The organism is Pseudomonas sp. GM24 (assembly GCF_000282235.1).
Classification (GTDB): domain Bacteria; phylum Pseudomonadota; class Gammaproteobacteria; order Pseudomonadales; family Pseudomonadaceae; genus Aquipseudomonas.
The window spans coordinates 25,023-51,700 of the sequence record NZ_AKJR01000050.1 but is presented as its reverse complement, the minus strand read 5'-3'; the positions used below and the strand labels follow the sequence as shown (position 1 = coordinate 51,700).

Annotated in this window: 19 protein-coding genes; 7 read left to right on the top strand and 12 right to left on the bottom strand. The window is 58.6% G+C overall.

Features of this window, described 5'->3' with window-relative positions; all coding sequences use genetic code 11:
* Window positions 1-80: 80 nt before the first annotated feature.
* The 3 genes from PMI23_RS08375 to PMI23_RS08365 form a co-directional block, all read right to left on the bottom strand.
* A complete protein-coding gene (locus PMI23_RS08375; protein ID WP_007914944.1) occupies window positions 81-1,751 on the bottom strand; it encodes an ATP-binding protein in 1,671 nt (556 codons plus the stop codon).
* Window positions 1,748-3,250 (bottom strand): ATPase domain-containing protein, encoded by a 1,503-nt coding sequence (locus PMI23_RS08370; protein WP_007914943.1) that lies wholly within the window; start codon window positions 3,248-3,250, stop codon window positions 1,748-1,750. Before PMI23_RS08370 ends, PMI23_RS08375 begins: the two co-directional genes overlap by 4 nt.
* 132 nt (window positions 3,251-3,382) lie before the next feature.
* Window positions 3,383-4,438, bottom strand: coding sequence for a tetratricopeptide repeat protein (locus PMI23_RS08365; protein WP_007914942.1), 1,056 nt, complete (start codon window positions 4,436-4,438; stop codon window positions 3,383-3,385).
* A gap of 171 nt (window positions 4,439-4,609) precedes the next feature.
* Here PMI23_RS08365 and PMI23_RS08360 point away from each other — a divergent pair, with 171 nt between their 5' ends.
* Genes PMI23_RS08360 through PMI23_RS08350 form a run of 3 tightly spaced genes read left to right on the top strand, consistent with a single transcriptional unit; the run spans window position 4,610 to window position 7,884 of the window.
* A complete protein-coding gene (locus PMI23_RS08360; protein WP_007914940.1) occupies window positions 4,610-6,745 on the top strand; it encodes an FUSC family protein in 2,136 nt (711 codons plus the stop codon).
* The gene (locus PMI23_RS08355; RefSeq protein WP_007914938.1) at window positions 6,735-6,935 is read left to right on the top strand and encodes a DUF1656 domain-containing protein; all 201 of its coding nucleotides are present in this window, start codon (window positions 6,735-6,737) and stop codon (window positions 6,933-6,935) included. The genes PMI23_RS08360 and PMI23_RS08355 overlap by 11 nt, the downstream gene beginning before the upstream one ends.
* 4 nt (window positions 6,936-6,939) lie before the next feature.
* Window positions 6,940-7,884: an HlyD family efflux transporter periplasmic adaptor subunit gene (locus tag PMI23_RS08350; protein WP_007914936.1), complete on the top strand. Its 945-nt coding sequence runs from the start codon at window positions 6,940-6,942 to the stop codon at window positions 7,882-7,884.
* 195 nt (window positions 7,885-8,079) lie between these two features.
* Here PMI23_RS08350 and PMI23_RS08345 read toward each other — a convergent pair whose 3' ends face one another.
* The 8 genes from PMI23_RS08345 to PMI23_RS08310 form a co-directional block, all read right to left on the bottom strand.
* The gene (locus PMI23_RS08345) at window positions 8,080-9,501 is read right to left on the bottom strand and encodes an efflux transporter outer membrane subunit (RefSeq protein ID WP_007914935.1); all 1,422 of its coding nucleotides are present in this window, start codon (window positions 9,499-9,501) and stop codon (window positions 8,080-8,082) included.
* Entirely contained in the window at window positions 9,498-12,677 is a 3,180-nt protein-coding gene (locus PMI23_RS08340) for an efflux RND transporter permease subunit (protein WP_007914933.1), read from the bottom strand. Before PMI23_RS08340 ends, PMI23_RS08345 begins: the two co-directional genes overlap by 4 nt.
* Before the next feature lie 15 nt (window positions 12,678-12,692).
* Window positions 12,693-13,946 (bottom strand): multidrug efflux RND transporter periplasmic adaptor subunit MexE, encoded by a 1,254-nt coding sequence (mexE, locus tag PMI23_RS08335; RefSeq protein ID WP_007914931.1) that lies wholly within the window; start codon window positions 13,944-13,946, stop codon window positions 12,693-12,695.
* Window positions 13,947-14,218: 272 nt separating this feature from the next.
* Window positions 14,219-15,958 (bottom strand): dipeptidase, encoded by a 1,740-nt coding sequence (locus tag PMI23_RS08330; RefSeq protein WP_007914929.1) that lies wholly within the window; start codon window positions 15,956-15,958, stop codon window positions 14,219-14,221.
* A gap of 242 nt (window positions 15,959-16,200) precedes the next feature.
* Window positions 16,201-16,716, bottom strand: a complete 516-nt coding sequence (locus tag PMI23_RS08325; RefSeq protein WP_007914927.1) for a hypothetical protein — start codon at window positions 16,714-16,716, stop codon at window positions 16,201-16,203.
* Entirely contained in the window at window positions 16,713-17,447 is a 735-nt protein-coding gene (locus PMI23_RS08320) for a hypothetical protein (protein ID WP_007914925.1), read from the bottom strand. The genes PMI23_RS08325 and PMI23_RS08320 overlap by 4 nt, the downstream gene beginning before the upstream one ends.
* A 4-nt stretch (window positions 17,448-17,451) precedes the next feature.
* Window positions 17,452-17,949, bottom strand: coding sequence for a PAAR domain-containing protein (locus tag PMI23_RS08315; protein WP_007914923.1), 498 nt, complete (start codon window positions 17,947-17,949; stop codon window positions 17,452-17,454).
* Window positions 17,950-18,291: 342 nt separating this feature from the next.
* On the bottom strand, window positions 18,292-19,206 hold the full coding sequence (locus PMI23_RS08310) for a LysR family transcriptional regulator (RefSeq protein ID WP_007914920.1): 915 nt from the start codon (window positions 19,204-19,206) through the stop codon (window positions 18,292-18,294).
* A 269-nt stretch (window positions 19,207-19,475) separates the two neighbouring features.
* Between PMI23_RS08310 and PMI23_RS08305 the strand changes: the two genes are divergently transcribed.
* The 4 genes from PMI23_RS08305 (at window position 19,476) to pgm (ending at window position 25,693) form a co-directional block, all read left to right on the top strand.
* The gene (locus PMI23_RS08305) at window positions 19,476-20,498 is read left to right on the top strand and encodes a zinc-dependent alcohol dehydrogenase family protein (RefSeq protein ID WP_007914918.1); all 1,023 of its coding nucleotides are present in this window, start codon (window positions 19,476-19,478) and stop codon (window positions 20,496-20,498) included.
* Between the two features lie 547 nt (window positions 20,499-21,045).
* Window positions 21,046-22,497, top strand: coding sequence for a hypothetical protein (locus PMI23_RS08300; RefSeq protein WP_007914915.1), 1,452 nt, complete (start codon window positions 21,046-21,048; stop codon window positions 22,495-22,497).
* Window positions 22,498-22,546: 49 nt separating this feature from the next.
* A complete protein-coding gene (locus PMI23_RS08295; protein ID WP_042704921.1) occupies window positions 22,547-23,944 on the top strand; it encodes an aminotransferase-like domain-containing protein in 1,398 nt (465 codons plus the stop codon).
* A 105-nt stretch (window positions 23,945-24,049) separates the two neighbouring features.
* On the top strand, window positions 24,050-25,693 hold the full coding sequence (gene pgm / locus PMI23_RS08290; protein ID WP_007914911.1) for a phosphoglucomutase (alpha-D-glucose-1,6-bisphosphate-dependent): 1,644 nt from the start codon (window positions 24,050-24,052) through the stop codon (window positions 25,691-25,693).
* A gap of 72 nt (window positions 25,694-25,765) precedes the next feature.
* On the opposite strand, the gene PMI23_RS08285 is transcribed toward pgm, so the two are convergent.
* Window positions 25,766-26,461 carry a pirin family protein gene (locus tag PMI23_RS08285; RefSeq protein WP_007914909.1) on the bottom strand — a complete coding sequence of 232 codons (696 nt, stop codon included), beginning with the start codon at window positions 26,459-26,461 and terminating at the stop codon, window positions 25,766-25,768.
* Between the last annotated feature and the right edge of the window lie 217 nt (window positions 26,462-26,678).

Genomic DNA, 26,678 nt, shown 5'->3' with positions numbered 1-26,678 from the left:
GCTGCGATCTTTTGATGTTGATGATCAAGAACAAGATCAAAAGATCGCAGCCTTCGGCAGCTCCTACAGTTTCAGCGGTTTCAGCTTTCGATCATCTCCCGCACTTTGGCGGTCAACAGGTCGAAAGTGAACGGTTTGGTGATCATCTGCATCCCCGAATCGAGGAACCCGCCACGCACTGCGGCGTGCTCGGCGTAGCCGGTGATAAACAGAACCTTCAGCCCCGGACGATATTGGCGGCCGACTTCTGCCAGTTGCCGGCCGTTCATGCCCGGCAGGCCGACATCGCTGATCAGCAGATCGATACGCTGCGTCGAATTCAGAATCGGCACGGCGCTGTCAGCATCCCAGGCTTCGACAAAGGCATAGCCCAACTCACCGAGCACCGCGCAGACCAGCACGCGCACTGCCGGGTCGTCCTCGACGATCAGCACGGTTTCGCCGTCCAGCGCATTCGGGGCTTGTTGAATAGCCGAGTCTGGACTGGACAGTTCTTCACCGCGAAAGCGCGGCAGATAAAGTTTTACCGTGGTGCCTTCATCGATCTCGCTGTGAATCGAGACATGGCCACGGGACTGCTTGCTGAACCCGTAGATCATCGACAGGCCCAGCCCGGTGCCCTGACCAATCGGTTTGGTGGTGAAAAAAGGATCGAACGCCCGGTTGATGACACTTTGCGGCATGCCGCTGCCGTTGTCGGTGACACTGAGCATCACGTAATCACCGGGTTCGAGATTGCTGTAGGCCTCGGTGAATTCGCGCTTGAGTACCTGATTACTGGTCTCGACCACCAGTTTGCCGCCGTCGGGCATGGCGTCGCGGGCATTAATGACCAGGTTGAGCAGGGCGCTTTCCAGTTGATTGGGGTCGGCCTCTGCGACCCACAACTTGTCGTTGAGGCGCATGTCCAGTTGAATGCTTTCGTTGAGGCTGCGTTGCAGCAGTTCACCCATGGACAGCACCAGGGTGTTCATCTGCACAGCTTTTGAATCGAGTGATTGCCGACGCGAAAATGCCAGCAGGCGGTGGGTCAGACTGGCGGCACGGTTGGCCGAAGTCACGCCCAGATCGATCAGGCTGTCGAGGTCGTCCAGACGTCCACGGGCCAGGCGCCGACGTAACAACTCAAGGCTGCCGATGATGCCAGTCAGCATGTTGTTGAAGTCGTGGGCGATACCGCCAGTGAGTTGGCCGACAGCTTCCATTTTCTGCGATTGGCGCAGGGCTTCTTCATTGTGCCGCAGTTGTGCGGTGCGCTCTTCGACCTGTTGTTCAAGGGTTTCCAGGGTCGATTGCAGACGTCGCTCGCTTTCACTGAGGTCAACCAGCCGGTCGCGGGCCTCGTACTGTCGTCGTCGGCCGCGCAATGCGGCGGACACCATACTGACCAGTGTCGCGGGATGGAACGGTCGCTCAAGGAATGTCACGTTGCCCAACAGATCGCTCAACCGCGAGGAGGGGCCTTGTTCCTGGCCGCCGTGATGGGTCAACAGCACAATGGGCAGATCCGACCACGCCGGCTGCTGCTCCAGGTGCAGGAACAGCGCTTCCAGTTCCGGTCCGCGCAAGGCTTCGGCGGCGACCAGCACCAGACCGGCACCCTGTTCAAGCTCCGTGCACAGCGAATCCAGACCTGGCGTGACGAGTCCGCTGTAGCCGGCCTCGTTGAGGATCATCAGCGCAATCTGGCTGTCGCGACCCACCGGCGCCAGAATCAGCGCCCGTTCGGCCAGCGGCACCTGAACCGTCACAAGTGTTCTTCCTGCAACAGCGGATTACTCGCGCCGAGGTAGGTGGGGACGCCTCGCAGCACGCCTTGAAAGGCTTCCAGCGGTTCACCGATGGTCATGCCTTGCGTGGAAATGCGGTATTCACGAATGGTCGATTCGTGGCTGCCGGTGCGTTTCTTGATGATCGAGATCGCGCGGCGGACTTTGCCCAGTGCTTCGAAGTAGCGCAACAGAATCACCGTGTCAGCCAGATAAGTAATGTCGACCGGCGCTTGCATGTCGCCGACCAGACCATGCTGGGCGACCGTCATGAACGTCGCCGCGCCTTTGCGGTTCAGGTACAGCAACAACTCGTGCATGTGCAGCACCAGCGCGTTTTCTTCCGGCATTGCCGCCTGATAGCCGTTGATGCTGTCGATGACCACGGTTTTGATTTGACCTTCATCGACGCAGCGTCGCACGCGATGGGAGAACTCACCTGGCGACAGTTCAGCGGCGTCGACTTGTTCGATCAACAGATTGCCGGTGGCCTGCAAGGCTTTCAGGTCGATGCCGATGTTTTTCATCCGCTCAAACAGCAGGCCGAGTTCTTCATCGAAGATAAACAGCGCGGCTTTTTCCCCGCGTAGTACGGCAGCGGCAGCGAAGATCATCGAGATCAGCGATTTACCGGTACCGGCAGGGCCGAGAATCAGCGTACTGGAGCCGGTCTCGATGCCGCCGCCGAGGAGCGCGTCCATTTCCGGGATGCCGCTCGAGAGTTGCAATCGCGCGTACTCGCCGCGATGTTCGGCCGCCACCAGTCGTGGGAATACATGCACGCCGTCGCCCATGATGGTGAAGTCATGGAAACCACCGCGATACTTCTGGCCGCGGTACTTGACCACCCGCACGCGTCGGCGCTCGGCGCCGTAGTTAGGTGTCAGCTCTTCGAGGCGAATGACCCCGTGAGCAACGCTGTGCACAGTCTTGTCGAGCGACTCGGTGGTCAGGTCGTCAAGCAGCAATACGGTGGCGTTGTAGCGCACGAAGTAATGCTTGATCGCCAGAATCTGTCGGCGATAACGCAACGAACTCTGCGCCAGCAAACGGATCTCCGACAGGCTGTCGAGCACCACGCGCGTCGGCTTGAAGCGTTCGACTGCTTCGAAAATCTGCTTGGTGGCTTCGCCCAGTTCCAGGTCGGAGGAATACAACAGGCTCTGCTGATGCTCGGCATTGAGCAGGCTTTCCGGGGGCGTCAGCTCGAAGATCTTGATGTTGTCATCCAGCGTCCAGCCGTGGGACGACGCCCCTTGCCTTAGTTCGCGCTCGGTTTCCGAGAGCGTGATGTACAACGAGCGTTCGCCGGCTTTCGCGCCGGCCAGGAGAAAATGCAAAGCGACCGTGGTTTTGCCGGTACCGGGTTCACCCTCCAGCAAGAAAACATGACCGCGAGACAAACCACCGGCCAGGATGTCGTCCAGACCCACAATGCCGGTAGCGGCTTTCGCACTGATCAACTCGTTAGAAGTAGACAAAAAATGCCCTCTCATGACTAAGGGAAGCGAGGCCGCCAACAGAATCGCGCGGCCTGATTAACTTGACCCTTTGGCGTGATGGCAGTTCCGAAATTCCTTGCGAGATGTGTCGAAAGAGCTGTCGAAAGTGGGTCAGAGGCCTTGCTGCAAGGCCGGGTCATCCGGGTTGAGTTGTTCCAGTTGCGCCAACAGAATCTGCACATTCTGCAGTTGACCGCTTTCTTTCCAGTAGTTGATCAACAAGACCCGCGCCTTGCGGTCAGCGGGGTGGCGCTGGACGATTTCCTGCAATTGCTTTTGTGCCGCTTCCAGTTCTTCGGCGCTGTGCAGGGTGGTGGCGAGGTCGTAGCGGTAATCCTTGTTGTCTGGCTCAAGTTCGACGGCTTTGGACAAGCCGAGCAGGGCGTATTCGCGCTGATCGTGGTGTAACAGCCAAAGACCCAGAGCATGTTGCAGGTAAGCAGAATCGGGTTGCGCTTTGAGTTGTTGCCCCAGCAATTGCCGGGCGGCGTCGGTCTGGCCCTGGCGATCGAGGACATCGATCTGCATCACCAGCGCCTGCAGATTGCCGGGCTCCAGGCGCAGGGTGTTATCGAGCGCGACCTGCGCCTCCTTGAGTTCGGCGTTGTGTAGATGCAGCCGAGCGATTTGCGCGTAGTTGGCGGCGCTTTCCGGTTGCGCCTTGAGCGTTTGTTCCCAGCCGTCGATTGCTTGTTGCAGCGGTGCGAAGTACAGACCCAGTTCATCCGGGGTCAAGCCGAGCAGAGCGTTGATGGCGGCAAAGCGCACGGTTTGATCTTCATCATCGAGCATTGGTCCGAGCAACAGGCTGCGTTGCCCGCCTGGCACCAGCCCCACCACGCTTTTGATCGCCGCCAGCCGCACGGCTGGGGATTCGTTTTGCAGGTCGGTGTCGGCCAGCTTCAACGCCTGTGGACTCGGATAGTTAGGCAGCTCGCCATGCAGCCACACGCGGCGCTTGACCGAGATGTCCGGACGGCCCAGCTGTTGATATAGCTGACGCGCCGCGCCCGGTTGACCCTTGCGGGCGGCATCCAGCGCTTCGCTATAGCCGTGTTTGATCGCATCGGGTATGACCGGCACGGTGCTGCGCACGGACAACCACGCGACAATGACGACAAGCACAAGGCCCAGGCTGATAAGCAGGTAGCGGCGCGACTGAGGCATGCAGGTTTCCGAAACAGGCGTTCTTGAGCAGAACGGCAAGCTTCGGTCAGCGCGGGCCACGAGTCAAACCCTGTGCATGCGAATCGCCCTACAAGCTGCGTCGACTCAGTTACCCGTCAGGCTTTCGATGCAGTGTCTACGCTTGCAGAAGTCGCTTCGATGAGTGTGCCCATGCAAGCCCTGTTCAATTATTTCAAGGCCGTGATCCATCCCGGTCAGGCCGTCCTGCTGTTTGCCCTGCGAACCATCGCGGCGGGATTGTTGACTTTGTATCTGGCCTTTTTGTTCGATCTCGACCAGCCCAAGTGGTCGATCATGGCGGTAGTCATCGTCAGCCAGCCGTTGGCCGGGATGGCACTGGCGCGCAGTTTCGGTCAGGTGATCGGTACGACCCTCGGGGCGGCGGTGGCGGTGTTGATAATGGCGATCTTTCCCCAGGCACCGCTGCCATTCATTACCACTCTGGCCCTATGGCTGGCGCTGTGCACGGCGGGCGGTACGTTGCTGCGCTACACCAGCTCTCAAGCATTTGTGCTCAGTGGTTACACTGCCGTGGTGGTGGCGTTACTGGCGATTCCGGATCAGGACGGTACGTTTTTACTGGCGGTTACCCGCGTGACCGAAACCTTGCTGGCCGTGGCGTGCGTGTGTGTCGTCAGCCTGCTGACAGCGCGCCCGCAAGCGGTGGCCAAGGGTTATTTCGCCAAAGTCGATCAAGTGATCAAACTGGCCGCCAGCCACGCAGCGGCGGTGCTTCGCACGGAAGAAAGCGAGGCCGATTTCCAGCGCCGGCAAATGCAACTGCTGGGGGAGATCAGCGCACTTGAAGGCTTGCGGCGACACTTGTATTTCGATGCACCGCGATTGCGCAGCGCCAACCATCTGGTGCTGCTGCTGGGCAATCAACTGATGCTGTTGACCTCGCGATTAACCGCGCTGCGCCATCAACGCGAACTGCTCACCGAACGTTGGGAGGGGGAGCTGCCGCTGGATATCCAGCGACTGCGTGCGGACGAACTGGCGCTCCTCGATCGGTTGGCGGAGCAGGGGCGATCATTGCCCGAGCCCACACGTCACCGGTTTATCACGCTGCAGCATCAGTTCGAGGCGCTCGCTTATCAGGCCGAACAACTGACTGAAGACATGAGTGCCACGCTACGTTCGCTGGCCTGGGCGCTGCGCTGGGAACAGGCGCGGCTGTTGCAGCAACTGGAGCAAATCCTCGAATTGAGCGATGCCATCCAGGAAGGGCGCGAGGCCAGTTGCCTCTATCGCGGTCAGGTCAGCCCGTTGCATCTGGACTTCACCCTGGCGTCGATGAACGCGATTCGCGCTTTCACTGCGTTGCTGGTGGCCGGGTTGATCTGGATCGAAACCGCGTGGGACGGTGCGCGGGGCGGGATGATTCTGGTGGGAATCCTCTGTTCGCTGATGGCTACTTTCCCGCGTCCACTGATGGCCGCGCAAAGTTACGCCCGAGGCTTGGGGCTCGCGCTGGTGGTCTCGGCGTTCTATCAATTCATGCTGGTGCCGGCGGTCAGTGATTTCGAGCTGTTGGCATTACTGCTGGCCCCGCTGCTGTATGTGATCGCAATTGGTCTTGCCAGCCCGGCGACGGCGGGCATCGGCATGGGACTGGGGTTGTCGAGTTTCCTGATGATCGGCCCGCAGAATGTCGGTACCGGGCAGAACACGGCGATTCAATGGTTCGAGTTCGCCGGCGCCTACGTCAGTGCGGCCATGCTTACCCTGATTGTCTACGCATGGATTTTCCCGTTTCGCCCGGCGTGGCGCCTTCGTCGCTTGTACAACGAAGCGCGCGAGCAGGTGTATGCGCTAACCAAAACCCCCGCGACCGATGAACAACAGTTCGCTTTCGAAAGCCGCATGGTCGATCGTCTGACCAGCATGCTCGGCCTGCTGCCGGCGGTGAACAGCCGCGCGATGCAGCAACTTTACGAAATCAGCCTGGCGTGTGTTGCGCTGGGTGTGGCGATGCATCAACTGCGTCAGCAGGCACACAACAATGCGCTGCTGACAGACACCTTCAATCAGCGTCTTGCTTCGGCCGTGCGCAAAACCGGGCGTTTTGTCGCCGGGCGTCAGGATGTGCAATTGGCACCACTGCTGACCATGCTGCACACACTGGGCGACGAACTGGATGAATTGCACGTCGCCAGTCATGAGCATGTGTGGTCGTTGTTTCGCATGCGCGTGGCCCTGTTGATCGTCGTGTCATTCCTGCAGCGCCACGGTGACGCCATCCAGCAATCTGTCCCGGAAGGAGAAGCAGCCCTTGCCCATTGATTTCGAGATTGGCGGTGTCTACCTGCCGCCCATTGCCCAGGCGCTATTGTTGGCCATACCGATATTCATGCTGCTCGACTGGGGATTGCGGCGTCTGGGTGTGCTGCGCCTGGTCTGGCATGAAGCGCTGTTCGAAGGCGCCCTATATGCCTGCGTCTGTGCCACGCTGATTTTGCTGATGGGAGCCTGATGCCTTGAAAGTGTTATTCACGCGATTGATCACGTTGGCGGTGGTGTTGCTGGCGATCGTGCTCGGCTGGTTCGCCTGGGAGCATTACACCCGCGCACCGTGGACTCGCGATGCCCGGGTGAGGGCGGATGTGGTGACGCTGTCGGCGGATGTCTCGGGGCGCATTGTCAGGCTGGCGGTGCAGGACAACCAGCATGTCGACAAGGGGCAACTGTTGATGGAGATCGACCCGGCGCGTTACAGGTTGGCGGTGGAGCATTCGCGACGTTCAGTGGAAGTGGCCAAGGCGACGCTGGGCCAGTCGCAAGCAGCAATCGTTGCCAGTGAAGCCTTGCTCAAACAGCGGCAAAGCGAAGAGCGTAGGCGGCGTACGCTCAAGCAGGGTTTTGCGATTTCCGGGGAAGAGTGGGAGAAATCCAGTACCGATGTAGCGGTGGCCCAGGCCGATCTTTTACGTAATCAGGCCAATCTCGGCCTGGCCGAAGCCAATGTGCAGTTGGCGATTGCCGCGATGACTCAGGCCGAACTGGACTTGCAGCGCACCCGTGTCGAGTCACCGGTCAGTGGCTATGTCACTAACCTGCTGACTCGCGAAGGTGACTACGCAGTGAGTGGCGGCGCGTTGTTGGCGCTGGTCGACAGTGATTCGTTCTACATCAGCGGTTATTTCGAAGAAACCAAACTACCGCGAATCGGTGAGGGCGATCGGGTGCGGGTGCAATTGATGAGTGGGGAGACCTTCGGCGGTACGGTGCAGAGCATTGCCTTCGCCATTGCCGACCGGGAGAACGCGCCGGGCAGTCGGCTGCTGGCGAACATCAACCCGAGTTACACCTGGGTGAAACTGGCGCAGCGGGTGCCGGTACGGATCGAAATCGATGGCGACTACGCCGGCAAAAACCGTTTGCGTGCGGGCACCACAGCGACCGTCACCGTGCTGGAAAACTGATCCCTGTAGGTGCTGCCGCAGGCTGCGATCTTTTGATCTGCTCCTTTAAAGCAAAGTCGAAAGATCGCAGTCTGCGGCAGCTCTTACAGAAGAGGGTGTGATTTTCGAGGCATAAAAAAGCCCCGCGACCGAATGATACGCGGGGCAAAAAATTTGGTTGGTTGCGGCCAACCAAAGGAGCTCTTTAACAATCGATTACTTGCTGGCAACAGTCTCCGGTTGCCAGCCGCCGCCAAGGGCCTTGTAGATCGCGACAATGCCGCGATACAGGTCAACTTCGGCCTGGGCCTGACTGTCCTCGGCGTTCAACCGTTCACGTTGAGCGTCGAGCAGCACGAGGAAGTCAGTCGTGCCTTCGCGATAGCGAATTTCAGCCAGGTCGGCAGCCTTGCGGCTCGATTCGCTCTGACGGATCAGCGAGATCAGGCGTTGCTGGCGTTTGCCGTAATCGCTGAAAGCGTTTTCCGACTCTTCCAGGGCCAGCAGCACTTGTTGCTCGTAAGTCGCCAGTGCGCCTTCGGCCTCAGCATCGGCGCCACGCAAACGGGCGCGTACGCTGCCAAGGTCGAACGCCGCCCACGTGATGCTCGGGCCGAGAGCCCAAGCGTTGGCCGCCGAGGAACCGATCTGCGAACCACGCCCGGCCGTCCAGCCGAGGAAGCCGCTAAGGCTGACCCGAGGGAACAGATCGGCTTTCGCCACGCCGATACGCGCCGTGGCCGAAGCCAGATTGCGTTCAGCGCTGAGAATGTCTGGACGACGCTGCAGCAGTTCGCCCGGATCTCCGATCGGCAAGGCCTTGGCAATCGCCGGCAAGTCTTTCGGGCTCAGATCGACGGTCAGCTTGTCCGGACGCTCACCGAGCAGGGTGGCGATGCGGTTCTTCTGCCGAACCTGTTCCGCCTGCAACTGCGGCACGGTGGCTTCAACGTTGGCCAGACGCGCATCGGCGCGCTCGACATCGAGCTGATCACCGACACCGGCGTCTCGCAGGCTGATGGTGATCTTGCGCGACTCCACCTGATTGTTCAGGTTGGCCACGGCGATCTTTTCGCGCAGCTGGGCACCGCGCAGTTGACCGTAAGCATCGACCAGTTCGGCAATCATGGTGACTTGCAGTTGATACAGATCGGCTTCGGCCGCTTGCTGGTCGGCGTTGCTGGCTTCCAGATTGCGCTGGATGCGGCCAAACAGATCCAGCTCCCAGGCCATGTCCAGACCGAGGTCATAGCGTTCGCTATTGACCCGGTCGGTGGTCTGGCCAGGGATTTGCCCCTTGGCCAGATCACTGCTGGCGCGGCTGGTGATGGTCGGCATCGCATCGTTGCTGGCGTCGTCGCGGATCGCCCGGGCGGCTTTCCAGCGGGCGAACGCCACGCGCAGTTCACGGTTGCCTTGCAGCGATTGGGTCACCAACTGGTTGAGGGTCGGATCGTCGAATTGCTGCCACCAGATGCCTTCGAATTTCGAGCGGTCGAAGTTCTTTTGCCCGGCGGCGCCGTCGGTGACGGCCGTGATGTTGGCCGCCTCCGTGGCTGGGGTCTTGTAGTCGGGGCCGACGGCGCAGGCACTGAGGGCCAGCACCAGCAGACTCGGCAGGAAGACTTTCAGACTCATTGTTGCGCCTCCAGTTTCAGAGCTTTGGCCGCTTTGCGGGCTTCACCGCGTTCGACAAAGTTACGGATCAGTACGTAGAACACAGGTGTCAGCAACAGACCGAAGAAGGTCACCCCGAGCATCCCGGAGAACACTGCCACACCCATGGCGTGACGCATCTCGGCACCGGCACCGCTGGAGAACACCAGCGGCACCACACCCATGATGAACGCGAAGGAAGTCATCAGGATCGGCCGCAGACGCAGACGGCAGGCTTCCAGTACCGCAGCGAGCGGGTCGAGGCCTTCTTCCTGTTTGTCCTTGGCGAACTCGACGATCAGAATCGCGTTCTTACAGGCAAGTCCGACCAGTACGATCAAGCCGATCTGGGTAAAGATGTTGTTGTCACCGCCCGAGATGATCACGCCGGTGATGGCCGACAGCAGGGTCATCGGTACGATCAGGATTACCGCCAATGGCAGGCTCCAGCTTTCGTATTGAGCGGCGAGCACCAGGAACGCCAGCAGTACGCAGAGCGGGAACACGAACAACGCGGTGTTGCCGGACAGAATCTGCTGGTAGGTCAGGTCGGTCCACTCGTAGGTCATGCCGTTCGGCAGTTCATCTTTCAGCAGTTTCTCGATGGCTTTCTCGGCTTGGCCGGAGCTGTAACCGGGAGCTGCCGCACCGTTGATTTCTGCGGTGATGAAGCCGTTGTAGTGCATCACGCGATCCGGGCCCGAGGTGTCGCTGACTTTGATGAAGGTCGCCAGCGGGATCATTTCGCCTTTGTTGTTGCGCACTTTCAGCTGACCGATCTGATCGGATTCGAGGCGGAACTGTTGTTCGGCCTGAACGTTGACCTGATAGGTGCGCCCGAAGCGGTTGAAGTCGTTGGCATACAGCGAGCCCAGGTAGATCTGCAGGGTGTCGAAGATGTCGCTGACGGCCACGCCGTGGGTCTTGGCTTTTTCACGGTCGATGGCGGCATCGACCTGTGGCACGTTCACCGTGTAGCTAGTGAACAGGCCCGCCAGTTCCGGCACGCTGTGGCTCTTGTTAATGATGTTCATGGTTTCTTTGTACAGCTCGTCGTAGCCCAGGTTGCCCCGGTCTTCGATTTGCAGACGGAAACCACCAATGGTGCCCAGACCTTGTACCGGCGGTGGCGGGAAGATCGCCATGTACGCCTCTTGAATGTTCGCATATTGGCCGTTCAAGGCACCGGCAATTGCACCGGCGGACATGCTCGGGTCTTTACGCTCGTCGAACGGTTTCAGCGTCACGAAGACGATGCCGGCGTTCGGGCTGTTGGTGAAACCGTTGATCGACAGACCCGGGAACGCAACGGCGCTTTCCACGCCTGGCTGTTTCAGCGCCAGCTCGGACATGCGCTTGATCACGTCTTCGGTGCGATCCAGGCTCGAAGCATCCGGCAGTTGTGCGAAGGCCACCAGGTATTGCTTGTCCTGGCCGGGTACGAAACCGGTCGGCGTGCTGGAGAAACCGAAGAAGGTCAGGACCATCAGACCGGCGTAGAGCAGAAGGGCGATGCCGCTGCTGCGGATAACCCGGCCCACCGTACCGACGTAGCCATGGCTGGCGCGGTCGAAGAAGCGGTTGAACGGACGGAACAGCCAACCACCGAAGATCTTGTCGAGCACTTTGGAGAAGCGGTCTTTCGGTGCGTCGTGGCTTTTCAGCAACACAGCGGCCAGTGCTGGCGAGAGGGTCAGCGAGTTGAACGCCGAGATCACGGTCGAGATGGCGATGGTCAGTGCAAACTGTTTGTAGAACTGCCCGGTAAGACCGGAGATGAACGCTGCCGGAATGAACACCGCACACAGCACCAGCGCCGTGGCAACGATCGGGCCGGTCACTTCACGCATGGCGCGCTTGGTGGCTTCGACCGGATTCAATCCGAGCTCGATATTGCGCTCGACGTTCTCCACCACCACGATGGCGTCGTCCACCACGATACCGATGGCCAGTACCAGGCCGAATAGCGAGAGCGCATTGAGCGAGAAGCCGAACAGGTGCATCACCGCAAACGTACCGATCAACGATACCGGCACCGCCACCAACGGAATGATCGAGGCGCGCCAGGTTTGCAGGAACAGGATAACCACCAGTACCACGAGAATCAGTGCTTCGAAGAGGGTGTGAACCACCGCCTCGATCGAGCCGCGCACAAAGATCGTCGGGTCATAGACGATGCTGTAGTCCATGCCTTGCGGGAAGCCTTTCTTCAACTCGTCCATTTTCGCCCGAACGTCGTTCGAGATGTCGATGGCATTGGAGCCTGGACGCTGGAAGATCGGGATGGCTACCGCCGGCTGATTGTCCAGCAACGAGCGCAGGGCGTATTGACTGGAACCGAGTTCAACGCGAGCGATGTCTTTGAGACGAGTGATTTCACCGTCGTCGCCTGCACGAATGATGATGTTCTCGAACTCTTCCTCGGAGACCAGACGGCCCTGAGTATTGACCGACAGCTGGAAGCTCTGGGCATTCGGGGCAGGGGGCGCACCCAATTGACCGGCCGCGACCTGGCGGTTTTGCTCACGAATCGCGGTGACCACATCCGTTGCGGTCAGATTGCGCGAAGCGGTCTTGTTCGGATCGAGCCAGACCCGCAGCGAGTAATCGCCCATACCAAACAACTGCACATCACCAACACCGTTCAGACGAGCGAGCTCATCCTTGATGTTGAGGATCGCGTAGTTGGACAGGTAGAGCATGTCGTAGCGCTTGTCCGGGGAGGTCAAGTGCACAACCATGGTCAGGTCGGGCGAGGCCTTGTCGACGGTGATACCGATGCGCGTCACTTCCTCGGGAAGCTTCGGTTCGGTACGGGTCACCCGGTTTTGCACCTGCACCTGCGCATTGTCCAGGTCAGTGCCCAGAGCGAAGGTGATGGTCAGGGTGATCTTGCCGTCGGCGGTCGACTGCGAGGACATGTACAGCATGTTCTCGACGCCGGTGATGGCCTGCTCCAGCGGAGCGGCCACGGTTTCACCGATGACTTTAGGGTTGGCGCCCGGGAAGTTGGCACGTACCACCACGGTCGGTGGCACGACTTCCGGGTATTCGCTGATCGGTAGCTGGAACAGCGAGATCGCACCGGCGATCAGGATCAACAGCGAGAGCACCGCTGCGAAGATCGGCCGTGAAATGAAGAATTGGGAAAAATTCATCGGAGTTGTCGTCCCTTAACCGCGTGGGGTCGTAGCAGCCAGCTTCACAACCGAACCGGACGCACCCTTGGCAGGGGCGACTTTGGGCAGGTTGCTGGCTTCCAGCGCTTGACGTTGTTGAGCGAGTGCCGCGATGGTCTGTTCGCTGGCCATTGGCACCACTTCAGGAGTGACCGGTGAGCCAGGGCGAACCCGTTGCAGACCCTTGACGATGATCGTGTCGTCCTTGTTCAGGCCGTTACGGACGATGCGCAGGCCTTCGATTTTCGGACCCAGTTCGACGGCGCGGTACGCGGTTTTGTTGTCCGCATCCATCACCAGCACAAACTTCTTGCCGAGGTCGGTACCGACCGCTTCGTCGTTGATCAGCATGGCGTTGTAGGTGCCGCTGCCGACCAGTTTCAGGCGTGCGTACAGGCCCGGGGTGTAGGTGCCGTCGCGGTTGTCGAACACCGCGCGACCACGGATGGTGCCGGTTTTCGGGTTGACCTGGTTGTCGACGAAGTTCATCTGGCCGAGGTGCGGGTTGCCGTCTTCGTTGGACAGGCCCATGTACACCGGAGTGGTGGCACCGCGCTGACCGTTACGGGCGAGTTGGGTGTATTTGAGGAACACGCGCTCGTCGGCGTCGAAGTAGGCGTAGACACGGTCGGTGGAAACCACGCTGGTCAGTGGTGTGGTGTCGGCGGTTACCAGGTTACCTGCGGTAATTTCGGCACGGCTGACGCGGCCACTGATCGGCGCGGTCACGCGGGTGAAGCTGAGGTTCAGTTTGGCCAGATCCAGTTGCGCTTGCAGGGCACCGACGGCGGCGCGGGCTTCCTGTGCAGCGCTGGTGCGCGAGTCGGCCAGTTCGGCGGAAATGGCGTTGCTGGCGCGCAGACGCTCACCACGTCCGGCTTCGTTTTCACTGCGGGTGGCGTTGGCGCGGGACTGGGCGACCAATGCTTCGAGGCGGCGCACCTCAGCCTGGAACGGACGCGGGTCGATCTGGAACAGCAGGTCGCCTTTCTTGACCAGTGCGCCTTCGGTGAAAGCCACCTCGTCAATCTGGCCGGAGACCCGTGGACGGATTTCAACGGTTTCTGGCGCTTCGAGGCGCCCGGTGAATTCGTCCCACTCGTTGACTGGTTGTTCGATCACCTTGGCCACGCTGACTTTCGCAGCGGGCATAGTGGCGGCAGTCTCCGGAGTCTTGCCGCAGGCGCTCATCACCAGTACGGCCAACATGGCCAACGGGAAGCGCAAATGTTTGAGTGACTGTTCCATGGATGCATCCGCCAATGTATTGAAGATGGGCGGATGATGCTCGGCGGGGTGTGATGGCACGAATCGAATGAAGCAAAGGTAACTATCATTCGGAATGATATAAGACCCGAACGAGCCCTCTAGAATGCACCTTTCGTTAGGTGGCTATCAATCTCTCTCACGGCAATTCTCTGTTGCCTGACCTGCAAAAGTCAGGAGCGAGGCTGCGCGGCGGGGATTATGCGGGGATTAAAAATGCCGAACCCGCCATGGCGGCGGGTTCGGCAATGTGATCAGAGTTTCGGCAACTGGCCGATACGTCCGATCATTTCCGTCACGATCTGCAGATCCAGCTGGAATTGCTCCACGGTCTTGAACTCGCCATCAGTGTGACCGGTGTACTTCACATTTGGCATGGCCAAACCGAATTGCACGCCATTCGGCAGTTCATGCACCGAAGTGGCGCCGGCGGAAGTGCCGAACTCGTGTTTCATGCCGAGGTTTTCTGTCGAAACCGCCAACAGTGCCTTGACCCATTCGCCCTCAGGATTGCGGTACATCGGCTCGGCAATCGAGTAGTCGAACGCAACCGCTACGTGGGATTTCTTGCTCCACGCCGCCAGTTTCTCAGCGATTTCAGCCTTGAGCTTCTCCGGCGACTTGCCCTTCGGAACGCGCAGGTTGACCGCGAGTTTGAAGGCTTTGTCATCCATTCCGACGTAGGTCAACGACGTTGTCAGCGGCCCCATGAAAGCATCGGAGAAACCGACCCCCAGCTTGTTACCGAGGTAATCCAGATCCCAGTTGTCGGCGGCGTAACGCGCGGCATCGGTGATGTGGTTGTGCTTGAACGCGACTTTGCCATCAAGGCTATTGATAAAGACCAGCATCCGTGCGACCGGGTTGACCCCGGACTCTGGCTCGGAGGAGTGCGCAGATACGCCAGTCACGGTCAGCTTGACGTCTTTGCCATCAACCTTGGCATTCACCTGGAAATCGCCGCCATTACGCTTGGCAAACTCGTCACCGGCCTTCTGCAGACTGGCGGCCAGCTCCGCAGGCTTATCGGTGACCAGGGTGACGACAGACGCTGATGGAATCTGGTTGGTCGCCAGGCCACCGGTCATCGAGATGATTTCCGCACCTTTGCCTGCACCTTTGCGCTTGGCAAAGTTGGCCATGACGGTACCGTAGCCTTTCTCGGCAATCACCACCGGGTAACCGCCGTCCAGCGCCAGGTTGTAGTTCGGTGTCGGATTGCGTTCGAAGTAGTAGGGAATCGCGTCGCCCGTGGTTTCTTCAGTGGTGTCGACCAACAGCTTGAAGTTGCGCACCAGCGGCAGCTTTTCTTCCTTGATGACTTTCATGGCATACAGCGTGACCACGATGCCGTTCTTGTCATCCTCGGTGCCGCGACCATACATGCGGTCGCCGATCAGGGTGATCTTGAACGGGTCGAGGCGGGTGCCATCCTTGAGCACCCAGTTTTCCGGCGTCACCGGCACCACATCGGCATGGGCATGAATGCCGACCACTTCGTCGCCGCTACCGTCGAGAGAGATCTCGTAGACACGATTGTCGATGTTGCGGAATTTCAGATTGAACGACTCGGCAAGGCTCTGAATCTTCGCCGCGATCTTGGTGAATTCCGGGTTGTCGTGCTGTTCGACGCCGTCCTTGCGATAAGTCGGGATCTCGACCAGTTCGCGCAGGGTTTCGGTGGCGGCGGCGCTGTATTTCGCGCGCGTGTAGATACCCAGCAGACGATAGATTTCGTTCTGCTGCTCGGCGGTCAGGGTCTTGTTATCAAGGTACGCGCCAATCGCCGAGCCAATGTCGGCGGTTTTCGCCAGATCGCTCTTGCCCAGATTACCGATGAACTGGCGGAAATCAGTGGCTTTGTCGGCGCTGTAGGTTTTGAGGATTTCAGCGCTCTGTTGTGGGGTGATATTGGCTTGCGCGGGCGCGGTGAACACGGCGAGGCCGGCCAGCATCAAGGTGGTGGCAGCCAGTTTTTTGAAAGGGACATTCATTACGAAGGGCATTCCTTTGCAGGGCAGTGAGTTAGGCGTGTCTCAAGGTTGAGACACATACGCTTACAACCTAACACCGTGTCAGAGCCTTGCGGGAGTCCTGAAAGGGGATGTGTCGCACAAAAATGCAAAAGAGACGCACAAATGAAAAAGCCCGGGGAAGGTTTCCGGGCTTTTTTATGGGTGCTCGCCTGACAACCAGTGCTTCTCCAAATCCTTGCGCCAGGTTCAGCAAAGCGCGGCTATCTGAAGATCTGTTCAATCATGATCCTGGAGGGGATGAATAACGTATTAGTGTAATAGGCCTCATACCCATAGGCGGTTATGCGAACTTTGCACGGGATGGAAGTTTGCGACGTCAGCAACGGTTTGATGGCGTCGTAGTCATTCAAGTCGCGTTGCGTACCATCGGGATTGGTGTAGTAGAAGATCAGGTCGGAGGAAAACTTGTAATTGGGCCTGGCTTGACCGCTTGCATTCACTCGCCCTTCGGCTTTTACCGCGATTGAATGCTCGGATGAGAACTCCATGTCGCGATTGAGAGAGCAGATCAGGGTAGGGTTGAGCTGGTTGGAGTTTTCGTAATCATTGAAAGCGTTCTGCAAATCCACAGTGGAGTTGAAGTGGGCCGTGAACAGATTGGCGGGGCCGAGCTCAAACGACGATAGCGTGAGGTCGGCGGGGGGAATGCTCGCCGTTTTTACGCAGCCGGTGAAGAGTAGAACGCCCAGGTATATGACCGCGCGGAAGCTGTTCATTGGCCGAAAATACCGTTGATTGAGTCAAAAATCAGATCGCAGGCGGACTTCGTCCCTTGCACAGGTTCTATAAACATCCAGTCAGCAGATGCATGGTGCCTATCAATGGTCTTGTTGATGGTCGGACCAGACTCGATCATCCAACGCTCCCCGAATTCTGCGACACCGTCAGATTGGTCAGGTGTACTGGCGTTGGCCCGGATGTTGATCCATGTTTCAGCGACAGGCGTTGGCTCCGAAAAATAGATATCGGAACCCAGCCATACCAGGAATCCTTCACCCACTGGATCGAGTGTCACCAGATATTTGATGGTGTAACCGGCTTCGGAAAGGATCTGTGACAGATGTGCGCCGTTCCATCCGCCGAGGCTGTGGCCGACGATGTAAACCGGGCAGGATTTGCTGGGAATGTTGTCGATGAAGTGAGTCTGGATATCGCCGGAACCCCTTGCATCCTTATAACTTTTAGGGAACCCCGTGTATTTCGCCGGCAGCTTGGCGCTGCCGGCAATTTTGCCGTCGAGCTGTTTTTTTGCGTCGTCGATATTGTGGAACGCGCCTTGAAAATAATATTTCTCTTGGTCGGCAGCCCCACCAATGAAAAAAACGATCGCCTTCTTTACGGGAACGGGAGCCGTCTTTACCGACTGATCCTTCACGAGTGTTAACGTCGGCGTGACGGCCAGACTCGCGGTATTTCCATTGGGAAGCTGGATTTGCTCTGCCGGCATGTTTTCAATCTTCCAGAAATAGTTTGAAGGTTTCTGCCACGTGTGAACTCACGACGTGCGTGAACCCCAGCGAATCACTGGTGCCGTACTCGAAACTGCCGTCCGCGCGCTGAATCGCGTAGGCATGATTAGGCATGGGCTCACCCGTGCTTTCGTCGATCAATTTGATCTTGTCGCTGAAGTGCACCGGCATCGGCAGCAGACCGCTGAAAGGTGCCGAGACGAAGGTGTCGCCGATGATGACTGTTCCGGAACCGCCCACAACGATGTTGCCGTGTCCGCCCGTGCTGTCGATCGTCGCAGCATTCAAACCATTGATGAAAACGGTCGAGCTGACGCCTCCCGTGATCGGACTGCCACAAGCGGATTTGTCGGTCATCCGGGCGGCAGCAAGCCCGTCAAAGTTCACATTGGGCGAGCCACTGGCAATGGGATTCGTGCCATGTCCCGGAAGAGGGCAGCTAGTGGGGTCCGTGAGGCGTGCAGCAGGTTTTCCGCTCATGCGAAGTTCCGTTTCAAGAGGTCAGATCGGGCAGCTGTGATGGATAGCCGTAGCGTAGAGCAGAGCGCCAAGGCTGTCCGTTGGATCGGCAGCCTTAAGCGGTCGTAGAATCGGGAATGGCGAAGGTGTGGTGGCAGTTCTGCGAGACATTGACCCCATGTGCATCCGGACGGATGCGAGTGTTCGCCTTCAATCACACCGGTGGTGTTTGAAGACGCGAGGGGCACAAGCGCTTGCATACGTGAAGTACGCATCAAATTTTACCGTCCCTGGAAATTTCGTTGCGAAGAATGCCGCAAGCTACGCTTGCGTTCAATAATATTCAGAACTGCCAGCGCTGATTCAGAGACTATCCGGATCCCCAAAAAACATCTGAATCCGCGACCGCAACCACCGCTCACCCGGATCATTATCCTGCGACCCACGCCAAGCCATATGCAGCTCAAACGTACGCGTCGGCAACGGCGGGTCCTCCGCGCGAACACCGCCGGCAGCCGTCAATGCTTCCGCGGTGTAATCGGGCACGGTCGCCACGATGTCGGTGCCGGCCAGCAACGTACTCAAGCCATTGAACTGCGGAACAGCCAGCACCACATGGCGTTTGCGTCCGAGCTTCTCCAACTCTTCATCAATAAAGCCACTGAGGTCGCCGGCAAACGACACCAGCGCATGCGGACGAGCGCAGTAGTCGTCCAGGCTCAACGGCCCCGGCACGGTATCGGCACGCAGCAATTTTGGCGCGCTGCGACGCAGGACCTTGCGCTTGGCGTTGGCCGGCAGGTCCGTGGTGTAGCTGACGCCAATGGATATCTCGCCGGAAGCCAGCAGGCCCGGCATCAATATGTAATTGACGCGACGAATCACCAACACGATTCCCGGGGATTCGGCGCGCAGGCGTTTGAGCAGCATTGGCAGCAGGGCGAATTCGACGTCGTCGGACAAACCGATCCGAAATACCGACGTGCTGGTCGCCGGGTCGAATTCGGCCGCACGGCTGACGGCGGTCGAAATCGAATCGAGGGCCGGCGAGAGCAGGGCGAAGATTTCCACCGCACGGGCGGACGGTTCCATGCTGCGCCCGGTGCGTACAAACAGCGGGTCATCGAACAGGCTGCGCAGGCGCGAGAGCGCCGCACTGATTGCCGGTTGACCGAGAAAGAGCTTTTCTGCCGCCCGGGTCACACTGCGTTCGTGCATCAATGTTTCGAATACGATCAACAGGTTCAGGTCGACACGACGCAGGTCATTACGATTCATCTGGAGTCCTGGCAGAGTCATCAAGCTTGACGAGAGCGGCCATATGAGAACAATGGCCGGCATGAATCTTACGGGGAAAGGCTGGTACTCTGCACCGGAAAATTCAGCTTGAATGAGACGGTGGCAGCAGTTTTTCATGGATTTTGCCACTGCCGCCCCTGTTGCGGAATCAATGACAGGCATGTCGACTATTAATAGCCACTGATAGTCTTGGGTCAAAAGCCCAGATAGAGTTCATGGCATTAGAGGTTACTTTGACGAGGTTTGCGATGTCCCGCACGATCCGTTTTCACAAGTTTGGTCCGGCCGAGGTGCTCAAATGCGAAGAGCATGCGGCCGCTCAGCCAGGTCCTGGCGAAGTGCAGGTGCGTGTCGAGGCAATCGGCATCAGCTGGTACGACACCCTGTGGCGTCAGAACCTGGCATCGTCCCAGGCACGTTTGCCATCGGGTCTTGGCCATGAAATGGCCGGCGTGGTCACTGCAGTCGGTGCCGATGTCGAGGACCTGTCCGTCGGTGACAAGGTCGCGAGTTTTCCGGCTGAAAGCCCGAACGACTATCCGGTATACGGCGAGTCGATCGTACTGCCGCGTACTGCGCTGACCCGTTATCCGGATGTGCTCAGCCCGATCGAAGCCAGCGTGCATTACACGCCACTGCTGATCGCCTACTTTGCCTACGCCGATCTGGCGCGGGTCAAGCCTGGGCAATTCGCTCTGGTCACGGACGCCAGCCATTGTGCCGGTCCCTCGTTTGTCCAGTTGGGCAAGGCGATGGGCGTGCGGGTGATCGCTGCGACCAAAGAAGCCGAAGAGCGCGAGTACCTGCTGTCCCTCGGTGCAGAAAAGGTCATCGTCACGGAAGAGGAAGATCTGTTGATGCGAATCAACAAGATCACCGACAACCGTGGTGTCGATGTGGTGTTCGACGGTCTCGGCGGCCCACAGATGTCGCTGCTTGGCGATGTGCTGGCGCCGCGTGGCAGTCTGGTGCTGTACGGTTTGCAGGGCGGCAACCAGACGCCGTTCCCGGCCTGTGCAGCGTTCCAGAAGAACATCCAGTTTTTCGTGCACTGCATCGGCAACTTCACCGGCAAGCCGGAACTGGGCATCACTCAGGACCACGTCGCTCTGCAACGTGCCTTGCGTGACATCAACCAGTTGACCGCTGATCGTGTGTTGCTGCCGCTGAAAACGCGGGTTTTCCCGTTCAACGAATTCGTCGAAGCGCATCGCTACATGGACGAATGCCCATGCCGCGAACGGGTTGCCCTGCAAGTCGAACCGGCGTAAGCCTTGTCATCAGAGTCCGTGGCCCCACGGACTCTTGTGCGTTTACCTCCCTCCTGAAAAACACAGCGCTCTGGTGCAGCCCCCGGGACCGTTCAGCAACTGAACTGGTTTTTGCTCCCTATCTGTATCTTCTAATCACAATGTAAGCCCTGATAATTGAATGATTACTTTCATCTCAAGGAATGAGCCATGGCTGTGCATTCAATTTGTCCTGCGCGATATCAAACGAATAAATCGATTGATCAAGCCAACTTTTGTTTAATTGTTGTAGGGCTATTCGGAAACTGCTTCTCTTTTTCTTGTACTCACTTGTCGTGGGACATTGTGGGAAGTTTCCTAGGACTGCGTCCGGAAAAAAATATCCCTGCAATTACAGCGGCTTGAGGCTGTTGGTCGGTCGCTGAAGGGGTTTTTGCAGCGTAAGTGTTTCAAATAACTACAAACTTGTAAGTGTTAGCATTCGAACGTCTATTACTTATTGATGAATTGTCGCCAGACTGATTTTCAGTCCGTGCGGCATGAAACTTTCGATACCGGGTAAATACCGATGAGCACGATCCATGATCAGGCAATGAACTATGTCTACCAGCAAGTATTGCAACGTTTGCTGAGTTTCTTCTCTCGCGCGGAACGCACGGCGTTGCAGTTGCTGATCCAGCGACTGGCAGTGGCCGCCGGCGGTATGGAGAACATCGGTCATTTCAAGGTTCTGGTGAACCAGTCAGGGTCGCGCGACAGTTGTTATACGCTGGCCCTTTTACGGGCCGCACAACTGACCATTGCTGGCCGATCGCCCGCGACCTTTCAGCTGCGGGTCGCCAACCTGCGTTGGAACGGCAGCAGCCCGGCGTCCCTGCAAAACATGCACCGCAGCTACAGCGCGCTGTTTCTGTATGACGATCCACGAGTCGAACTGGTGATGGTGGATCACCGCGAGGTCCTGCCGTTTGATCATCAGGCACCCATTGGCGAGGCGGGGCGTGAAGCCAACCGCATCAATCTGTTGCTGATCGGCCATCGTCGAACCTGGAACGAAACGCTTGAACTGTGGGATGACGCTTATCTGGCCACTGCCGAGTTCTACGGGCAGGTCGCCCGCTGGAACAATGGCGTCGATGCGATGATCGGCAGTGAATCCGTGCGCCGTCAGGGGCACTTCCTGGAGGGATTGGGGCGCGCCGCGCAGAAAGCCGCGATTGCCGGCCCGCAGGTGAGTTCTCTCGGCTTTGACATGCTGTTCCCGCTTCTCGATGGACTGGGTGGCGATTATTACCGCGAGTTTTATCCCGAAGAAGAGCGGGTAGCGTGGCGTCCCGAAGGTCAATTCGAGGCCTGTCGGCGCACCAGTTTCATCAGTATCAACGACATGATTGTCGGCAAGCTCGAAGAACGCTGGCCCTTGCTGAGTGATTTTCTGGGTTTCCAGGCTGATGACCTGACGCTTTATCAAGGTGATAACGAACATGTGGAACCTCTGGTAGCTGCGCATCTGCAGGGCTTGCAGGCGCACTTCATCGAGGGACGGACCTACGAGGCTGGCGTCAGCGATTACCTGAAAAACAGCCTGATATCCATGCGACAAAAACAGGTTCCCGAACCTGTTTGCGAACAGTTGCTGGCGAGTTTCGGCAATCTGCAGGCACTCGAGTCTCTGCGTAAGCAGGCAGAAAGCGCTCTGCAGGCCAATTTCGAACTGAATGAAATCCAGCTGACGTGCTTGCTGTTTTCACCGTTCATCAATGCTGGCGCCGGGCTCGAGCGGTTCTTGCGCAATTGTCACCCCGGCATGTTGGTGGCGTTGCCGGATCTGCACCGGGCGATGCAGGGCCTGCATGCGCCGGAACAGGTCATGAAATGGATGACGGATGTCAGTGGGCTGCCGGTCAGGCTGATTGTGCGCCTGTATGCAATGGGGCCTGTTCATATGCCTGCTGCCGGTGAAAAAGCCTCGCAGGACCCGGTCGTTGAACCGGCAGCTGATCGATCAGCGGAGGGGTGAACGTGAGCCTCGTGCAGGGAGATGGAGCCATGCCAACGGACGCGAGCTTGTGAAAGCGGCGAGGCAGAATGACTTTGTTTATCAGGCGGTATATCGATATCTCACGCTGCTGATAGACGAGGCGGGCAGTGGCTCGGCGGTGCGCTTGCCTTCACTGCGACAACTGGCGGATCGGCTCAATGTGTCGATCTCGACGGTCCAGTACGCCTATTCGCTGCTGGAAAAGGAAGGCAGGGTCTATTCAATCGCCAAATCCGGATACTACGCGCAAGCGCTACACGTATCGGACTCGCCCGATAGCGGCAGTGATTTGCTGGAAACCGTTTACGTCAATGCCAGGCGCCCGGGCATGTGTGTGCTGAGCGCCGATGAGCCGGCCTCTCTGCAACCGCTCGACAGTCCGTTACTGATGCTGGAGCGCGAACTGCTGCGTCAATATCCGCGCCAGCCGCAAGCGCTCGTGCAACCTTGCGGAGAGCTTGAACTACGCACGGTAATGGCCGCGCGTTATACCTCGTCTACCGCCAATTACTGGCGTGCGGATGACGTCTACATTGGTGCTGATCTGCGCGGTGTCCTGGACATTCTGATTTCCGTGCTTGAGTTGCGTCGCGCCACCGTGGTCGTCGAGTCGCCCTGTGACTGGGTGATCTTGCGTCTGCTGGAAGCCGCCGAGGTGCGTGTTATCGAACTGCCATTTGCCGGTGGCGTGATTGATCTGCAGCGCCTGGAGTCGGTGCTCAAGAGTGAGTCGGTGCGTTTGATCCTGTTGTCTTCGGCGTTGAGCATGCCGCGGGGCAGCCTGATACCGCTGAGCAACCAACAGGCAGTCGCGCATTTGCTCGGGCGCCATGGCACTTGGGTGCTGGAAAACGATTGTTACAGCGAACTCCACGAAGGAGGGGGCACCCAACGATTGCGTGACTGGTTGGACCCTGATCGTCTGCTGGTGTTTTCCACGTTCGAGAAATTCATTGGTGCCGAGGCACCTTTCGGCATATTGCTCTCACGGCAGTGGCGCAACGAGTTGCAGCGGCATTTTCTGTTGCGCGCGTTTCGCTTGTCGCCGATCCGTCAGAAGGCCGTTGCCAGGCTGTTGGCGGGTGGTCGGCTGGATCAGCATTTGTTGATACTGCGACGAATGCTCAAGGAGCGTCGCACGCAATTGATTGAGCTGTTGCGTGAGCGTCTCGGCGATGCGTTGCAGGTTGTCGAACCCCAAGGTGGTGCGACCGTGTGGGTGCGTTCTCTGCGGCCGGTCAACATGGCGCAGGTGTTCCAGCGCCTGCTGAGACAGCAGATCATTATTGCGCCGGGCGAGCTGTTCAGCCTGCAAGGCCTGCATGCGCAGCATGTGCGGTTGAGTCCGCTGAGCCACGGCGAGCATGACTTGGCCCGCGTGGTCGGCCTGCTCGGTGACGCCTTGCGCCTGGCACCCGGTGAATAACGTTAAAAAACATCGGGAGCGTCCCGGATAGATCCCATCGCACTGCGGTCAAACTGCCAGTAAACTGCGCTCTATTCCTGAATCACTCTATTTCAGAGGTTTTGCATGACACTCAGTCCTTTTGCGGGCAAACCGGCACCGGCAGAATTGTTGGTCGATATCCCGCGACTGGTAACGGCTTACTACACCGGACAGCCTGACGCCTCGATTTCCACTCAGCGTGTGGCGTTCGGAACATCCGGGCACCGGGGCAGCTCGTTCGATTTGAGTTTCAACGAGTGGCACGTTCTGGCCATCAGCCAGGCGATCTGTCTGTATCGCGAAGCCCAAGGGATCACCGGGCCGTTGTTTGTCGGCATCGACACCCACGCCCTGTCGACTCCGGCCGGAGCCAGTGCGCTGGAAGTACTGGCCGCCAACGGTGTCACCGTGATGATCGCCGAAGGTGATGAATACACGCCGACGCCGGCCATTTCCCACGCCATTCTCTGCTACAACCGTGGCCGCACCTCGGGCCTGGCGGACGGCATCGTCATCACGCCGTCGCACAATCCGCCACAAAGTGGTGGTTACAAATACAACCCAACCAACGGCGGGCCGGCCGACACCCACATCACCAAATGGATCGAAGCCAAGGCCAATGAACTGTTGGCCGCCAAACTGGCCGGTGTGAAGCGCATCAGTTACGAGCAGGCGCTCAAGGCCAGCACGACGCATCGTCACGACTACGTGAACACTTATGTGGCCGACCTGATAAACGTGATCGACTTCGACGCCATTCGTGACGCCAAACTGCGCCTGGGTGTTGATCCGCTGGGCGGAGCAGGGGTGCGCTACTGGTCGGCGATTGCCGAGCATTACCGCCTCGATCTGCAAGTGGTCAACAAGGAAGTCGACGCGACGTTCCGTTTCATGACCGTTGACTGGGATGGCCAGATTCGTATGGACCCGTCGTCCAGCCACGCGATGCAAGGCCTGATCGGCCTGAAAGAGCGTTTCGACGTCGCTTTTGCCTGCGACCCCGATCACGACCGTCACGGCATCGTGACGCCGTCCGGTGGTTTGCTCGCGCCGAACAACTATCTCGCTGTTTCGATCGATTACCTGTTCCAGAACCGCCCGCAGTGGCGTGCGGATGCTGGCGTCGGTAAAACCGTGGTCAGCAGCGGTCTGATCGATCGCGTGGCCAAGCGCTTGGGGCGTCGTCTGTACGAAGTTCCGGTCGGTTTCAAATGGTTCGCCGACGGCCTGTTCGATGGCTCGCTCGGTTTCGGTGGCGAAGAGAGCGCGGGCGCATCGTTCTTGCGCAAGGACGGTGGCGTGTGGAGCACCGATAAGGATGGCCTGATCCCGGCATTGCTCGCCGCTGAAATGACCGCGCGCACCGGTCGCGATCCGAGCCAGGCCTACAAGGCATTGACCGATGAGCTGGGCGAACCGTTCTCGGTGCGCGTCGATGCCAAGGCCAATCCGGAGCAGAAAGCGTTGCTGAGCAAGCTGTCGCCTGCACAGGTTACCTCGACAGAACTGGCCGGCGAGAAAATCCAGAGCATTCTCAGCCATGCACCGGGCAACGATCAGGCGATTGGCGGTCTGAAAGTGATGACTGAAAACGGCTGGTTCGCCGCGCGTCCGTCGGGCACCGAAGACATCTACAAGATCTACGCCGAAAGCTTCATCAGTGACGACCACCTCAAGCAATTGGTCGTTGAAGCGCAGACGCTGGTAGATGGCGCCATTTCCGGCTGATGAAGGCGGCAAGCGCATGAAAAAAGGGGCAACCGTCTGGTTGCCCCTTTTTTTTGCCTGCCATTCGAGCGATCAGGCCAGATCCACCAGGACAATTTCACTGTCCTCAATGGCCGTGACGCTGAGCACTCGTTCCTGCGCCACCGCCACACCGTCTCGAGCTTGTGCACGCAAGCCGTTGACCTCAATCACGCCAGTGGCCGGCACCAGATACGCACGACGACCTTCATCCAGCTGATATTCGGCAGTTTCCCCGGCTTTGAGATTGGCCGCGACCAATCTTGCATCAGCGCGAATCCGCAAGCTCTGGTCATCACCTTCCTTGCCGCTGGCCAGCGTGACAAAGCCTTCGCGCTGGCCTTTCGGGAATGGTTTGGCACCCCACGAGGGCGGCGCGCCGGTTTCCGTTGGCAGGATCCAGATCTGGAAGATCTTGGTGTCCTTGGCTTCCAGGTTGTATTCGCTATGCGCGATGCCGGTGCCGGCGCTCATCACCTGAACGTCGCCAGCCTCGGTGCGACCCTTGTTGCCGAGATTGTCCTGGTGAGTAATTGCACCTTCACGGACATACGTGATGATTTCCATGTCGCGATGCGGATGTTGTGGGAAGCCAGTACCTGCGGCGATCACGTCATCGTTCCACACCCGCAGGTTGCCCCAGCTCATGCGCTGCGGATCGTAGTACTCGGCGAACGAAAAGTGGTGATGGGCATCCAACCAGCCGTGGTGGGCGCCGCCCAGCGAGCTGAAGGGTCTGAGTTCAAGCATGATCGTCTCCTCAAAAGGTTCGTCATGGAGTGTTAATGGTTGACACCCGACGCGACACCGGTGGTTTATGACGGCCATCATCTATCAGTCAATAATCGATAAAAAGCGTAAAAAGTGCGGCGTTATTATCGAATTGATCGATTGGAAACAAGCTCGAAAGGGTCTCATCTCACCTTCAGTTCATCGCCTAAACCAATGACCTGTAAGCATTTCGCTA

Coding starts and splice junctions, on each gene's coding strand:
- PMI23_RS08320 (WP_007914925.1), bottom strand. CDS start 17,447: ATGCCGGCAGAGCAAATCCAGCTTCCCAATGGAAATACCGCGAGTCTG.
- mexE (WP_007914931.1), bottom strand. CDS start 13,946: ATGGAACAGTCACTCAAACATTTGCGCTTCCCGTTGGCCATGTTGGCC.
- PMI23_RS08315 (WP_007914923.1), bottom strand. CDS start 17,949: ATGAGCGGAAAACCTGCTGCACGCCTCACGGACCCCACTAGCTGCCCT.
- PMI23_RS08330 (WP_007914929.1), bottom strand. CDS start 15,958: ATGAATGTCCCTTTCAAAAAACTGGCTGCCACCACCTTGATGCTGGCC.
- PMI23_RS08310 (WP_007914920.1), bottom strand. CDS start 19,206: ATGAATCGTAATGACCTGCGTCGTGTCGACCTGAACCTGTTGATCGTA.
- PMI23_RS08365 (WP_007914942.1), bottom strand. CDS start 4,438: ATGCCTCAGTCGCGCCGCTACCTGCTTATCAGCCTGGGCCTTGTGCTT.
- PMI23_RS08305 (WP_007914918.1), top strand. CDS start 19,476: ATGTCCCGCACGATCCGTTTTCACAAGTTTGGTCCGGCCGAGGTGCTC.
- PMI23_RS08340 (WP_007914933.1), bottom strand. CDS start 12,677: ATGAATTTTTCCCAATTCTTCATTTCACGGCCGATCTTCGCAGCGGTG.
- PMI23_RS08345 (WP_007914935.1), bottom strand. CDS start 9,501: ATGAGTCTGAAAGTCTTCCTGCCGAGTCTGCTGGTGCTGGCCCTCAGT.
- PMI23_RS08360 (WP_007914940.1), top strand. CDS start 4,610: ATGCAAGCCCTGTTCAATTATTTCAAGGCCGTGATCCATCCCGGTCAG.
- pgm (WP_007914911.1), top strand. CDS start 24,050: ATGACACTCAGTCCTTTTGCGGGCAAACCGGCACCGGCAGAATTGTTG.
- PMI23_RS08300 (WP_007914915.1), top strand. CDS start 21,046: ATGAGCACGATCCATGATCAGGCAATGAACTATGTCTACCAGCAAGTA.
- PMI23_RS08325 (WP_007914927.1), bottom strand. CDS start 16,716: ATGAACAGCTTCCGCGCGGTCATATACCTGGGCGTTCTACTCTTCACC.
- PMI23_RS08285 (WP_007914909.1), bottom strand. CDS start 26,461: ATGCTTGAACTCAGACCCTTCAGCTCGCTGGGCGGCGCCCACCACGGC.